The sequence below is a fragment of the Pseudotabrizicola sp. L79 genome (genome assembly GCF_036553525.1).
GTDB lineage: Bacteria > Pseudomonadota > Alphaproteobacteria > Rhodobacterales > Rhodobacteraceae > Pseudotabrizicola.
Genome location: NZ_JAZHDA010000046.1, coordinates 1 through 13,842 on the forward strand (window position 1 = coordinate 1; position 13,842 = coordinate 13,842).

General features: G+C 62.3%; 13 protein-coding genes and 1 tRNA gene. 6 read left to right on the top strand and 8 right to left on the bottom strand.

The genetic code is table 11. From position 1 onward, the window contains the following. On the top strand, nucleotides 1–202 hold a 202-nt coding region (locus V3C85_RS08345; RefSeq protein ID WP_331794632.1), incomplete at its 5' end, for an IS3 family transposase. Between the two features lie 706 nt (nucleotides 203–908). On the opposite strand, the gene V3C85_RS08350 is transcribed toward V3C85_RS08345, so the two are convergent. Next, a complete protein-coding gene (locus tag V3C85_RS08350; RefSeq protein WP_331794633.1) occupies nucleotides 909–1,172 on the bottom strand; it encodes a DUF6552 family protein in 264 nt (87 codons plus the stop codon). Beyond that, on the bottom strand, nucleotides 1,162–1,866 hold the full coding sequence (locus tag V3C85_RS08355) for an SDR family oxidoreductase (protein WP_331794634.1): 705 nt from the start codon (nucleotides 1,864–1,866) through the stop codon (nucleotides 1,162–1,164). The genes V3C85_RS08350 and V3C85_RS08355 overlap by 11 nt, the downstream gene beginning before the upstream one ends. A 98-nt stretch (nucleotides 1,867–1,964) precedes the next feature. Here V3C85_RS08355 and V3C85_RS08360 point away from each other — a divergent pair, with 98 nt between their 5' ends. Continuing rightward, nucleotides 1,965–2,837, top strand: coding sequence for a LysR substrate-binding domain-containing protein (locus tag V3C85_RS08360; protein ID WP_331794635.1), 873 nt, complete (start codon nucleotides 1,965–1,967; stop codon nucleotides 2,835–2,837). A gap of 237 nt (nucleotides 2,838–3,074) precedes the next feature. On the opposite strand, the gene V3C85_RS08365 is transcribed toward V3C85_RS08360, so the two are convergent. Further along, nucleotides 3,075–5,510, bottom strand: coding sequence for a GcvT family protein (locus tag V3C85_RS08365; protein WP_331794636.1), 2,436 nt, complete (start codon nucleotides 5,508–5,510; stop codon nucleotides 3,075–3,077). A 49-nt stretch (nucleotides 5,511–5,559) separates the two neighbouring features. Here V3C85_RS08365 and V3C85_RS08370 point away from each other — a divergent pair, with 49 nt between their 5' ends. Continuing rightward, entirely contained in the window at nucleotides 5,560–6,537 is a 978-nt protein-coding gene (locus V3C85_RS08370; RefSeq protein ID WP_331794637.1) for a LysR family transcriptional regulator, read from the top strand. A 7-nt stretch (nucleotides 6,538–6,544) separates the two neighbouring features. On the opposite strand, the gene V3C85_RS08375 is transcribed toward V3C85_RS08370, so the two are convergent. The 5 genes from V3C85_RS08375 to V3C85_RS08395 all read right to left on the bottom strand — a co-directional run bounded on the left by V3C85_RS08375 (nucleotide 6,545) and on the right by V3C85_RS08395 (nucleotide 11,750). Beyond that, nucleotides 6,545–7,708, bottom strand: coding sequence for an OpgC family protein (locus tag V3C85_RS08375; protein WP_331794638.1), 1,164 nt, complete (start codon nucleotides 7,706–7,708; stop codon nucleotides 6,545–6,547). Further along, the gene (gene mdoH, locus V3C85_RS08380) at nucleotides 7,701–9,458 is read right to left on the bottom strand and encodes a glucans biosynthesis glucosyltransferase MdoH (protein ID WP_331794639.1); all 1,758 of its coding nucleotides are present in this window, start codon (nucleotides 9,456–9,458) and stop codon (nucleotides 7,701–7,703) included. Before mdoH ends, V3C85_RS08375 begins: the two co-directional genes overlap by 8 nt. A 24-nt stretch (nucleotides 9,459–9,482) precedes the next feature. After that, entirely contained in the window at nucleotides 9,483–9,680 is a 198-nt protein-coding gene (locus V3C85_RS08385) for a hypothetical protein (protein WP_331794640.1), read from the bottom strand. Next, nucleotides 9,677–11,305: a glucan biosynthesis protein gene (locus V3C85_RS08390; protein ID WP_331794641.1), complete on the bottom strand. Its 1,629-nt coding sequence runs from the start codon at nucleotides 11,303–11,305 to the stop codon at nucleotides 9,677–9,679. The genes V3C85_RS08385 and V3C85_RS08390 overlap by 4 nt, the downstream gene beginning before the upstream one ends. 370 nt (nucleotides 11,306–11,675) lie before the next feature. Next, nucleotides 11,676–11,750, bottom strand: a tRNA-Thr gene (locus V3C85_RS08395). Nucleotides 11,751–11,868: 118 nt separating this feature from the next. Between V3C85_RS08395 and V3C85_RS08400 the strand changes: the two genes are divergently transcribed. Genes V3C85_RS08400 through V3C85_RS08410 form a run of 3 tightly spaced genes read left to right on the top strand, consistent with a single transcriptional unit; the run spans nucleotide 11,869 to nucleotide 13,817 of the window. Continuing rightward, complete coding sequence (locus V3C85_RS08400) at nucleotides 11,869–12,063, top strand: hypothetical protein (protein WP_445942010.1); 195 nt, start codon at nucleotides 11,869–11,871, stop codon at nucleotides 12,061–12,063. Between the two features lie 9 nt (nucleotides 12,064–12,072). Next, the gene (murA, locus tag V3C85_RS08405) at nucleotides 12,073–13,344 is read left to right on the top strand and encodes a UDP-N-acetylglucosamine 1-carboxyvinyltransferase (protein WP_331794643.1); all 1,272 of its coding nucleotides are present in this window, start codon (nucleotides 12,073–12,075) and stop codon (nucleotides 13,342–13,344) included. Next, a complete protein-coding gene (locus tag V3C85_RS08410; protein WP_331794644.1) occupies nucleotides 13,344–13,817 on the top strand; it encodes a DUF2948 family protein in 474 nt (157 codons plus the stop codon). Before murA ends, V3C85_RS08410 begins: the two co-directional genes overlap by 1 nt. The last annotated feature ends 25 nt before the right edge of the window (nucleotides 13,818–13,842 follow it).

Genomic DNA, 13,842 nt, shown 5'->3' on the forward strand with positions numbered 1-13,842 from the left:
TGCTGTCGTAGAGAGCTTCTTCAACCTGCTCAAACGCGAACGCATCCGTCGCAGGAAATACAAAACCCGCGAAGAAGCGCGCCAAGACGTGTTCGACTACATCGAGTTTTTCTACAACCCGCAGCGCAAACACGTTAGGAATGGGATGCTGTCACCGATCGACTTCGAACAGCAGCAGAAACTGAAACTGCAAGGCGTCTAGGAAACTAGGGGCTATTCAGCCATCATCCTTGGCGAACGCGCAGTCACTCGGCTGCAATAGTGCGGAAATTGTTGTGTTTCCAAAGGCCTTTGCGTAGCATATGCGAGCCTTTTACACTGCCGATCCTGTGCGGTCCGGGTTCGGAGCGGCGCTCGATCTCTGCTCGGGTGCACCTCGCCGAATTCGGTTTCGCCAGATTATTCCTCGTCTCTCCAGTGTGTTGTGTCTTAACCCCACCAAGCCTCCGTCCCATGTTGCGATCACTTTCAAAGGGAACAGAGCAGGGATGTGCGAAGGGGGCTGCGGCTGGGTGCGCTGGCCGCATGGTGTGTAGCGATGGCGGAGCTTTATGCTTGCTGAAGGAGAATTCGACGCTGGTTAGATAGCCAACCACTGCGTCGCACCTGTGGACGGAATCCACAAAGAGCCGTTTTCTCACCGAGAAGTGGTCAAGCCGATCGCCTGGTGGAAATCGACACGAGAGGTAGGGTGGGAAACTCTGACATGGCCTTAGGGCGATGCAAGCATCGCCTGCCGGCTTACAGGTTAAACGGTGAAACAACCGCGCTCTTCCTGGCCCATCGGATACATACCGCCAGCAAATGCTGAGGGTGCCCTCTCAGCAAACCTGAACATATTTGATGCGGTTGTTTGGTTGTTGGCTGAACCGCCCTGCGGTAAGCTGCGGGCGGTTCGTTCTGTTAATTCAAACGCTTGTCATGCCCGCGATCATTGCCCCCAACGCGACGATGTGGATCAGCATGAGTGCCCGATCGTTCCACATCACGCCGACTGCAAACCATCCCAGCACGCCGACCAAGAACAGGTACAGGTTCCATGGCGTCCAGCCAAAGCCGGTCGCCGTGTACCCGAGAATCTGGATGATCGACGCTGTCCATTTGATCACGAAGGCCAGGCGCGCGCGGTCTGGCGTCCTGTTGCTCTCTGGCAGAGCGGTATCAGACGGCACGGGTCAGCCCCCCATCGATACGCAGGTTCTGGCCGGTCATGTAACCGCCCTCATCAGACGCCAGCCAAGAAATCAGCGACGAAACCTCGGCGGCCTTGCCATAGCGGCCCATCGGAATGCGCGCGCGGCGGTCCTCGGTCTCGGGCAGGCTGTCGATGAAGCCGGGCAGTAGGTTGTTCATGCGGATGTTCTGCGCTGCGTATTTGTCAGCGAACAGCTTGGTAAACGACGCCAGCCCCGCGCGAAACACCCCCGAGGTGGGGAAGAGCGGATCGGGTTCGAAAGCGGCAAAGGTCGAGATATTGATGATCGACCCGCTGCCCTGGGCCTGCATGATCGGCGTCACCAACCGTGTGGGGCGGATGACGTTCATCAGATAGACCTCCATGCCCTTGTGCCAGTCGTCATCCGAGATATCCAGCACTGGGCCTTTGGGGCCGTGACCGGCGGAATTGACCAGCACGTCGACTCGGCCCCAGCGATCCATCGCCCCCGTGACCAGCGCCGAGAGGGCATCGCCCGAAAGATTGGATCCGGTCACGCCGAAACCGCCCAGTTCTGTCCCAAGCGCCTCACCCTTGCCCGATGAGGATAGGATGCCGACGCGAAACCCGTCTTGGGCCAGCCGACGCGCCGCATCGGCGCCCATGCCGCTGCCGCCAGCGGTGATCAGCGCAACTTTTTCTAGTGCCATGTCGGCCTCCTGCAATTCTTTGACAAAGCTATAACGCTGCTATGGCACGCAGGCGAACAAGAATTGACGCGACATGACGATAGAAATACTACTGGCATATGACCGACCTTCCTCCGCTCAACGCCCTGCGCGCTTTCGAAGCTGCCGGGCGACATCTGAATTTTCGTGGGGCCGCAGACGAGCTTGGCGTAACGCAGGGGGCGGTTGCCCAGCAGGTGCGTGGGCTGGAGGAGCATCTCGGCCTGCCTTTGTTCGAGCGGCTGCCTAAAGGGTTGGCCTTCACTGTGGTGGGCCGCGGTTATCACGCCCGGATTCTCGAGGCGTTCGCGATCCTGCGCGAGGCCTCGGCGGTGCTGCGGCCCGAGGCGGCTCAGGTGCTGATCAGTGTCACACCAACCTTTGCTGCAAAATGGCTTATTCCGCATTTGCCCGGATTCACCGACAGGTACCCGGAAATCGACCTCAGGATATTGGCGACAGAAAAGGTCTCAAGTTTTCATGCCGACGGGATCGACCTTGCCGTGCGCCTGGGCAACCCGCCCTTCGGTGCTGCGCTGGAGGCCCATCTGCTGTTTCATCAAGAGATTGTCGCTGTTGCGGCTCCGGGCCTGCTTTCTGGCTATGGCGATCAGCTCGACAACGCAGCACTTGCGTCGATGCCCAAGTTGCACGACTCGCACGATCTTTGGCCTGCCTTCCTGAAACAATGCGGCATCGCGCAAAGCCGCAGTCGTGACATCCGCCTAAGCCAGACGACGCTGGCCATCGATGCTGCACTCGCGGGACAAGGTGTCGCGTTGGCAAGCCGGTTCCTTGTCTCGGCAGACCTTGATGCCGGGCGGCTGATGCAGGCCGCTCCGCAGACCCTGAATGGACAAGGCGACTTTTTCCTTCTCGCGCGCCGTGGGACCAAACGCACGGAGGCCGCCGGTGTTACGTTCAGGTGGCTGGTCGAGACTGCCCACAAGTGAAGCGTGTATGCGATTTCGCAAGCGCACCGGCGCCCGAGAGCGCAAATCGGCAGGCCGCCCAGATCCCCGCCCTGCGAAACCATCCTTTCCGCGCTTTACGCACGGCAAGAATAGTCACTTAGGGCTAAGAAGATTGATCCCTATTGGGGCTGTAGAGCGGTTTGCGAGATTAGCTGCGCTTTGTGCAGATGAGTGGCTCTTGACGGGCCTCTCATCTGCGTAATTTAGCGGCCTTTGTCAGGCGCGCATGCGGGCAAAGCCGGGGTCATAGGGCGATGGGGCGATGACCTCGACCTCGATCAGATCGCCATACATATCCAGATGCAGCTTGGTGCCGATTTCTGCCAGGGCCGGGGTCATGAAGGCATAGGCCAGGTTCAGGCCGGTGCGATACCCCCAGTCGGCAGAGCTGATCGTGCCCACCACCTTGCCGTCCTGCATCACCGAGGCACCGCCGCGCGCAGGCGCATGGGTGGCGTTGATCTTCAGCGTGACAAGGCTTTTGCCCAGCCCCTGGGCCTGGCGCTGTACCAATGCGGCCTTGCCCACGAAATCGCCCTTGTCCAGCTTGACGAACTTGGCAAGCCCGGTTTCGAACGGGTCGAATTCGGTCAGCAGATCAGCCTTCCAGTGCAAAAAGCCCTTTTCCATCCGCATCGAGTCAACCGCGCGCGCCCCGAACAGCCGCAGGCCATGCGCCTGACCCGCCGCCCGCAGCGCCAGATAGGCCGCATAAAGCGAGGCGTTGGGAACGTGGATTTCATAGGCCAACTCGCCCGAGAAGCTGACACCCAGAACCGTGGCCGGGGCAAACCCGACAAAGCATTCGCGCACCGAAAGCCACGGAAAGGCGTCGCGTGACCAATCGCCGCGCGCACAGGCCGACAGCACATCGCGCGCCTTGGGTCCGGCCAGAACCAGAATGGTCTGGTCATTGGTCAGGCTGCGCAACTGCACATCCTCGTCCGGGCGCAGATGGGCCTTCAGCCAATCCATGTCGTGCAACTCGCTGGCCGCGGCCGAGCCATACCAAACCCGCGCCGGCCCCCGGTCAGAGGCGGGCAGATTGGCCACAGTCGCCTCGCCCTTGATGCAGCCGTGGTGGTTCAAGAGATAGCCAAGACCAACGCGTCCGTCGCGCTTGGTGACGGTGCCGCAGAACATGCGATCCAGAAAGGCGTGGCGGTCGGCCCCGGTGATCTCGATCCGGTTAAAGCCGTTGACTTCGGTCAGGCCGACATTTTCGGCCACATTGCGCACCTCGGCCCCGATGATGTCAAAGGCCTCGTCGAAGTTGAAGCTGAGGCTGGGGTGAAAATCGGGCGATGGCTTGATGTAATCCACCCGTTCCCAGCCATTGACCACGGTGAATTCGGCCCCTTCGGCGGCCAGAACCGGCGTCAGCGGTGTGGTCTTGGCAGGCCGACCGGCAGGCCGGTGTTCATGGGGAAAGTGAAAGCGGAATTCGTTCTGGTAATCCTCGATCGCCTTCAGCGCGGTCAGTTCCACATTGGTATGACCAGCAAACCGGCGGGGGTCGATCACCCAAGTGTCATAGCAGGCTTCGCCATGCACGATCTGCTGCGCCAGCAGCCAGCCATGGCCCCCGCCTTCGCCCAGACCGGCCCGCAGACCGATGATGCAGAACGCGTTGCGCTTGCCGGGGATGGGCCCCACCAAAGGCGCGCCGTCAATCGTATAGGTGATCGGGCCGTTGACGATGGTGTGAATCCCGATTTCGGCCAGCACCGGCATGCGCTTGAACACGTTTTCCAGCACCGGCATCACCCGTTCCACATCATCCGGGCACAAAGCATTCACGAAATTCGGGTCGATCCCATCCAAACCCCAGGTGCGGCAGTCTTGCTCATAAAAGCCGACCAGCAGGCCCTGCTTTTCCTGACGCGAGTAGAAATCATCGATCGGGCAGCGCAGCAGGGGCACGCGCTTGCCGAAATCGACGATCTGCTGAATCGGCTCGGTCAGGAAATACTGATGCTCCATCGAGGCGACCGGGTGGTGAACACCCATCATCGCCCCCACTTCGTTCACCCGGTAGCCGCAGGCGTTGACCACGATATCACAGTCGATATCGCCATGTTCGGTATGAACCGTCCAGGTGTCGTCCTTGTGCTGGGTCAGGCCGGTGACGGGGGTGTTGCGGTAAACCTCGGCCCCGGCATTGCGGGCGCGGCGGGCCAGGGCCTGGCACAGCTGTGCGGGGTCGATATCGCCATCCATCGGATCCCACAGGCCCCCCAACAGGCGCTCGGTCGAGATCAGCGGGTGGCGGCGCGCGCATTCTTCGGGGTCGATGATTTCAAAATCGACACCCATGCCCCGCGCCATCGAGGCAAAATGCCGATAGCCCTGCATCTGTTCGGGCGTATTGGCCAGACGAATGCCGCCATCGCCATGGTGGTAATTGATCGGATAGTCGGGATCATTCGCCAACTCGTTATACAGCTTGATCGAATGCGACTTCAGGCCCACCATCGTCTGGGTCATGCCGAAATTCGTCACCTGCGCCGCCGAATGCCAGGTGGTGCCCGAGGTCAGCTCGTTCCGTTCGACCAGAACAACATCGGTCCAGCCTTCTTGGGTCAGGTGATACAACGTGGAACAGCCGGCAATGCCACCGCCGATCACAACGACTTTGGTTCTGGATTTCATGGTTGGGCCCCTGTCTGTGGATGGCCGCAGCATGGCGTGAAATTCATGCTTGGAAAAACGGTATTATCCGCGATACTACCTCGGAAATTCCGAGGTTTTGTCGATGGATCTGTCCCTGCGTGCCCTGCGCTATGTGCAAGCTGTCTTGCAAAGGGGCAGCATCACGGGCGCGGCCGATGCCATGCATGTCGCACCCTCTGCCATCGCGGCGGCGCTGGATCAGGCCGAAGCGGCCTTTGGCATGGCTTTGGCCACCCGCGCGCGCGCCAAAGGGGTGTCGCCCACCACCGCCGGGCGTGATGTGCAGCGGCGGATTGATGATCTGCTTGATCGCTATGACCTGCTGTTCACCGATATGGCCGATCTGCAATCGGGCCTCTCGGGCAGTTTGTCGATTGGCTATAATGCCCCGATTGCACCGGCCTTTCTGCCCGCGATCACCGCGCCGCTGATGGCCGCGCATCCGGGCCTGTCGCTGACGCTGACCGAATGCGACAATACGGGCGCGCAAAAGGGGCTGGTCGAGGGCCAATTCGACGTGATCCTGTTCGTGGCCGAACTGCCGACCCCGCAGATCGAGGTGCAGCCCTTGATCTTTGCACCCACCTATTGCCTGTGCCCCGCCCATCACGCCTTGGCCGGGCAGGGGCGTGCCAGCATCGGCCAGATCGCGCAACAGCCGCTGATCCTGCTCGACCGTCCGGCGGCGCGGGCCTATTACCTTGATCTGCTCGAGGCCAGCGGCGAGGCTTATCGCATCGTCGCCACCGCCAACTCGACGGAAATGGTGCGCTCGCTGGTGGCGGCCGGGGTGGGGGTGGCATTGCTGAACATGCGCCCGCGGCTGGCCCCGCCCTATGCCGAAGGCGCGACCGCCTGCCTGTCGATCGCCGGGGCGACGGCTGGGGTCAGCCTGTCCTTGGGATTTGCGCCGGGGCCACGGCGGCGGATGGTGCAGATGTTTCTGGATGCCTGCACGGCCTATTTCGACGGGCCAGAGGGCAAGGCCTTGATCGTGGCACCCTAGGCCGGGTTCATTGCCCTTGCAGGGCGGGTTTGCCGGCGTGCTGACCCTTGGCCTGCGTGCGCTTTTGCCCCTCGCGCAGGCGGGCCACCAGATAAAGCAGCACAAGCCCGACCACCACCAGCGCCGTATCCAGCACGAATGACGGCGGCGTCATCGTCTTGATCACCTGACCGATGTAAGACAGCACGGTGCTGACCGCAAAAACCGGCAAGGAATTGCGCCCCAGCAGCACCAGCCACGCCACGCGCGGGCTTGCCGCCATGCCCTTCAGCGCGGGCAGGGCGCTTAGCATATAGGCAAGGGCCAGAATATGCAGCAGGCGCGGCGCAAAGAGATAACCCTTGTCGAAAGAGGTGAACACATGCGGCACGCCGACATATTCATGCAGCATCCACAGCCCATGCCCGCCCCAGGCCGCCACCACCGGCACTTGAACCCAGATCGCAGCCATCACGACAAAGCCCGTGGCCAACCACAGAGCCCACCGTCGGATCGGCAACCAGCGGCGGCCCTGCCGATAGGCCAGCCCGGTCAGAATGCCCGCAACAAACAGCACCTGCCACGACATCGGGTTGAAGAACCAGCCGTTGTCATAGGGCCATGTCGGGAACCTGATGCGAAACAGCCCGGCAAAGAACCACAAGGCCAGTGACCCCAGCATCAGTGCCCGCGGCCAGCGCACCGCAAGCGCCAAAAGGCCAGGGGCGGCCAGCATCAGCACCACATACAACGGCAGAATATCGGCATAGGCGAACTGATGGCCCAACAGGGCCAGAGGCCAGACCATGAAGACTGGGTCTTGCAGCACCAGAATGATATTGCGTTTTTCCGCCATGCTGGCGACCGCCGGATCATGCCATGTGGCCAGAAACAGCGCCAGAATGCACAGCACCACCACCACATGCACCCACCACAGCGTCAGGGCCCGCCGCCATGGCCGCAGCGCCTGTGCCCAGTCAGGCGCGCCACGCAGAAACACCGTGCCATAGGCCAGCCCGGTGGCAATGCCCGACATCAGCACAAATCCCTCGGCCCCATCGGAAAAGCCGAAATTGCGCGAGGTGAAATTTTCCCAGATCGTGCCGGGCATGTGGTTGATGAAGATCATCACCAGGGCAAGGCCCCGGAACAGGTCGATCCTCAGATCACGGACATGCGGTGTCTCAGCCAACTTTCACCTCCTTGGTGGGCTTGGCCCAATCCGCAAGAACAGCATGATGGCGCGACACAACCGGCGGCAGGCTGGCCTGTTCAGGTGTCAGAAACCGGCCCGTGGCCGCAGGGCGCGATGTCCACCAGATCAGGGCAGGGGCCAGCACCATCGGCAGTGCCACGGGCAACAGCCACAGCGTCAGATCGGGGGCCAGCACATTTGCCAGCGCGATCCCCCCCAAACCCCAGGCACTGATCCAGGCGCCAGCGGCCCAGGCTTCGGCAAAACGCAGGCCACCATCGCCGCGGTTGTTGGGGGGCCAGCCGCCATCGCGGCCAAACAGAACCTGCAACACCGACCGGCTTTGAAAGGCCAGCAGCACCGGCGCAATCAGCGACGACAGCGCCAGTTCCGACAGCATCGCCCGCAGGCTGCGGCCCGCGCCGCCAAAGCCCTTGGCGCGCCCGGTAACCACCGCTTCGGCCCAGACCAGCAGCTTTGGCATCACCAAAAGACCAAACACCCCCACAGCCAGACCGATCGCCTTTGGCGTCTCATCATTGGGAAAGACGGGGAAGGGCCAGTTGGCCACGGGAAAATAGTTCAATTCTCCGCCCCAATAGGCCGCCGCAACCGAAGCCGCGATGAATGCCAGCCAGATCAGCGGCGCGATATAGGCAAAGATACCAAGGATCAGGGAAAACCGGCTCCAGGGGAGCAGGCCGGGGGCACCCACGATCATCGCATGTTGCAGATTGCCCTGACACCAGCGCCGGTCGCGCTTGGCATGGTCGATGATGTTTTCCGGCCCCTCTTCATACGACCCGTCCAGATCGTCATCCAGACGCACCGTCCAGCCCGCGCGGGCCAAAAGGGCAGCCTCGACGTAATCATGGCTTAGGATATGGCCGCCAAAGGGGGGCGGTCCGGGCAGTTCGGGCAGGCCACAGCTTTCAGACCAGGCCCGAATACGCACAATCGCATTGTGCCCCCAGAACGGCCCCGCCTTGCCCTGCATCGCGGCCAACCCGCGCGCAAAGACCGGCGAGTGAAAGCCCGCTGCAAATTGCATGGCCCGGCCAAACACGGATTGGGCCCCAATCACGCGGGGCAGGGTCTGCAACAGACCAAGCGCAGGCTCGGCCTCGATCCGGCGGATCATCTCGAGAATGGTTTCACCTTCCATCAGGCTGTCGGCATCAAGGATCAGCGCATAATCCCACGCCGCCCCCGACGAGGTGATGAAGTCCTCGATATTGCCGGCCTTGCGCCCGGTGTTCTTGTCGCGGCGGCGATAGAACAGCCGACCCACACCATTCTGACGCGCCACAAGCTGGGCAAAGCACCTGCGCTCGGCCGATGCAATCGCCTCGTCCCTTGTGTCTGACAGCACCACGAAATCAACGCGCGCCTGCGTGCCCGTGGCGCGGATCGAGTCGTCCATTGCCGCAATGCGGGCAAAGGTGACCTGCGGATCTTCGTTATAGACAGGCACCAGCACCACGGTCTTGCCGGTGATCGGGCCATCCGTGCGGGCGGGGGCAGGCGCATCGTGGCGCGAGGGCAGGCCCAAAAGGGCCGTCGCAGCCCCCCAGGCCAGCCACCAGGTGGACAGCAAGATCAACCCGCTGCGCAGCATGTCGATGACCGAAAGGCCGTCGGTGGCCCCATAGATCAGGAAGACAAGGCTGGCGGCCGTGGCGGCCAGCAGGCTGGACGACAACGCCAAGCCGCGCGCAACACTGGCCCGCCGCATCACCGAAGACATGGGGGCCTTGGCCCGTTGCATGGCTTAGCCCGCGCGCCGTTGGCCCGGCCGCAGCAGCGCCATCAGGGCAAACACAGCGCCAAGCGCCAGACGCACCGGCCCCGCCTGCACCGTCAGAACCTGCTTTGGCATCGCCAAGGGGGCCAGTGGTGGTGCCATGACGTCAATCAGATCAGCGTCCTGCCGGCGCTCGGTGCCGACGTTCGATACATGCATGTTCATGCCGTGACCCATTGATACAACCAGTTCTCTGTCAGTTTGCGACCATAACCCGCGACATGGGCGACCAGTTCCACCGTCGCGCCCGGTTCTGGCTTTACGTCAATCACAAAGCGCCAGATGTTCGGGCCTTCGATCTTTTGCAAGGTCTGAACGGTGATCGCCCCCCCGGAAATCGTGACCACCGGCTTGACCTCGGCATCCGCAGGCAGCGAGGCCAGCATGCCGCCAGCAAAATCCACCACGAATTTGCGTGTGCCTTCGGTATTTTCAACGCCCGACACACCGCCTGTGCCCGCGCGGGTTTCCTTGACATAGGCCTTGTCGCCGGTCGGGTCGGCGGGCAGGGCGCCCCAGTGCAGCCGATACGCAAATTCCAGCATCTGGCCGGGCACAGGTTTGGCTTCGGGCACCCAGAACGCCACGATATTATCGTTCACTTCCAGATCGGTCGGAATCTCGACCAGCCGCACAGCCCCCTTGCCCCACGGGCTAAGTGGTTCGACCAGAACCGAGGGGCGACGCTCATAATGGGCGGCGGCATCCTGATAATTCTCAAAATCGCGGTCGCGCTGCATCAGGCCAAAGGCATGCGGGCTGTCTTCGACAAACCACGACTCGCTAAGCCGGACAGGGTTGTTCAGCGGCCGCCAGATCAGATCGCCATCACGGCGCTGGATGAACAGACCATCGCTGTCATGCACATTCGGCCGGAAATCGTCGAAATTGGCGCGGTTCTTTTCCGAGAACAGGAACATCGAGGTCAATGGCGCCACACCCATCTGATCTACCTCGCTGCGGAAGAACAGGCGCGCGGTCACATCCATTTCGGTGTTGGTGCCGGGGCGAATGACAAAGCGATAGGCCCCCGTGCAACTGGTGCTTTCCATCGCGGCATAAACCGTCACATCCCGCGCAAAGGGGGCAGGCTTTTCCAGCCAGAACCGTGAAAAGCGCGGAAATTCCTCGGGCTTGCCCAGACCGGTGTTGATCGCCAAGCCGCGCGCAGACAGGCCGTATGCATTGCCCCGGCCAAGGGCGCGGAAATAGCTGGCGCCAAGGAAGGCCACCACTTCGTCAAACAGATCCGCCCGGTTCAGCGGCGCATTCAGCCGGAAACCGGCAACACCGGGCAGCGGCACATGCGCAGGCACCCGGTCTTTCACACGGTCATAATAAAGGAAATCGTCGGTCGAAAAGACCATCGGCGTGGCAAGCCCTGCCTCTACCTCAAACATCCGCACGGGTTCGGCAAACAGCCAGCCCAAATGAAAGGCATGAACCTGAAAGCCCGCATCCGAGTCTGACCAGCGCGCCCGCTTGGGATCAAAATGCACCGACTGATAATCGTCATAGACGAAATCGGTGAAAAAGCCCTCGGCCCGTTCCGCTGCCACGGGGGGGGCTGCCGACAGGCCCTGCATTTCCGCCGTCAGACGATCAAAGTCAAAGGGCTGTGCGGTCGGTGTGGTTGGCGCGGCCACTGTCGGGTCGGCAGCGGGGGCGGCAGTCTGGGCACGGGCCTGACCTGCAAGGCTGGTGCTGCACAGCAGCATCGCCGCACCGCCCATTCCGGCAAGCAACGACCTGCGCGTCACACGGGCTTTATGATCCGACAAAACCGGCATAACGACTCCAACACCTTGATTCGGGGATGAGACTCCTGAATTGGCAGGTTCCAATCCCCCGCGCCAGATGTCTTGCTATGCTGTCGGCGCATTCCTGCTATGCTGCGCATGCAAATGGACGGATTCTCAGCCCAAGACCTACATTTTACCGCCATCAGGCGCCCCAGCTGTGGCGGTTTTCCGCGCAATTGCGGGGCCTGCTTGATCACGCCAAACCAATGCAGCCGCCCATGGCCCTTGCGCCGCGCCCCCCAACCTGGCCCCCCACGCGCCCACAACATCCGCCACGCCGCACCGCAAAAGCGCCAAACCAAGGCGCCCAAAACCAGCGGCCCGTCGTCGCGTCGCGTCATCATCGAGGGGGGGGAGATGGTGCTGCAAGAGAGGATTGAACTCTCGACCTCTCCCTTACCAAGGGAGTGCTCTACCACTGAGCTACTGCAGCGCCGTGCACCGTGTCAGGTGCGTTGGGCGGCTGATTAGAGGGAAATGAATCCCAGCGCAACCCCCTTTTCCGCACTCACTGGACCCAAAGTCGCGGCTGCGCTAGAAGGTCGGCCATGATGCACGACAATGTCCCCCCATTTGGCAAATCACCGCGGCCTTCCGGCAAAATGACCCGCGAAGACAGGTTGAAGGCTGCGCTTAAGGCGAATATGGCCCGCCGCAAGGCGCAAGCCAAGGCGCGCAGCGCCGGGCAGGCAGTGCCGGATGGCACAGATTCAGACACGGGCGCAGGCCCGCACAGCACAGAGTAAGGCAGGCGTATGGATTCGATTCTGGTCAAGGGGAATGGCGCACTTAATGGGGTGATCCCGATTGCGGGGGCCAAGAACGCCTGCCTGACACTGATGCCGGCCACGTTGCTGAGTGAAGAGCCGCTGACGCTGACCAATGCGCCGCGCCTGTCCGACATCCGCACCATGACGCAGCTTTTGCAATCGCTGGGGGCCGAGGTCGCCAGCCTGCAAGATGGGCTGGTGCTGGCCCTGTCCAGCCATGGCATCGACAACCACACGGCTGACTATGACATCGTGCGCAAGATGCGCGCGTCGATTCTGGTGCTGGGCCCGATGCTGGCGCGTGATGGCCATGCCATCGTATCGCTGCCCGGCGGCTGCGCCATTGGCGCGCGGCCCGTCGATCTGCACCTCAAGGCTCTTGAGGCGATGGGGGCCGAGCTTGATCTGCGCGACGGCTATGTGCATGCCAAAGCCCCCGGCGGGCGTCTGCGCGGGGCGACGTTCGAATTCCCCTTCGTGTCGGTTGGCGCCACCGAAAATGCGCTGATGGCCGCCACGCTGGCCAAGGGCACCACGGTGCTGAAAAACGCCGCGCGCGAACCCGAAATCGTCGATCTGGCCCGCTGCCTGCAAAAGATGGGGGCGCAGATTGACGGCGAGGGCACCAGCACCCTTACCATTCAAGGCGTTGATCGCCTGCACGGGGCCACCCATCCGGTTGTGACCGACCGGATCGAGTTGGGCACCTATATGCTGGTGCCCGCCATCTGCGGCGGCGAGGTGGAATGCCTGGGGGGCCGGATGGAACTGGTCGCAGCCTTTGCCGAAAAGCTGGACGAGGCCGGGGTGTCTGTCACCGAAACTGCCCGCGGCCTTAAGGTCAGCCGCAAGAACGGCCGGGTCAAGGCGGTGAATGTCACCACCGAGCCTTTCCCTGGCTTTCCCACCGATTTGCAGGCGCAGATGATGGCGCTGCTGTGCACGGCCGAGGGCACGTCAGTGCTGGAAGAGAAGATCTTTGAAAACCGTTTCATGCATGCGCCAGAACTGATGCGGATGGGCGCAAGGATCGATGTTCACGGCGGCACGGCCACCGTGACTGGCGTGGCAAAACTGCGCGGCGCCCCTGTCATGGCCACCGATCTGCGCGCCAGCGTCAGCCTGATTCTGGCGGGCCTCGCCGCCGAAGGTGAAACGCTGGTGAACCGGGTCTATCATCTTGATCGCGGCTATGAGAGGGTCGAAGAGAAACTCTCGGCCTGCGGGGCCAAGATCGAACGGGTCAAGGGCAACTGATGGCGGATGCACGGTTTCAGGATGGCGACGACGGCCCGCTTCGCCTGATCGCGCAGGCCCCGGCCGACATCCCGGTGCTGTCGGCGCTGGTGCAAGACGCGGTCTTTCCGGCCTCGGAGATTCGCTATGATCGCAAGGCGCATCGCTTTGCCATCCTGCTGAACCGCTTTCGCTGGGAAGATGAACCTGCCGCCCGCGCGGCGGGTCGCCCCTTTGAACGGGTGCGCAGCCTGCTGGTGATGGAAGGCGTGCTGCGGGCCCGCAGCCAGGGCATTGATCCGCGCGACAAGGACACGGTTCTGTCGCTGCTGTCGGTCAGCTTTGCCGAAGGGGCCGAGGGCAGCGGCACCCTGACCCTGACCCTGGCAGGCGACGGGGCCATTGCCTTGGAGGTCGAGGCGTTGGACCTGCATCTGGATGATGTAACCCGGCCCTATATCGCCCCGTCAGGTAAGGCCCCCCAGCACGATTGATCCGGTGGTTGATGCACAAGCCAAC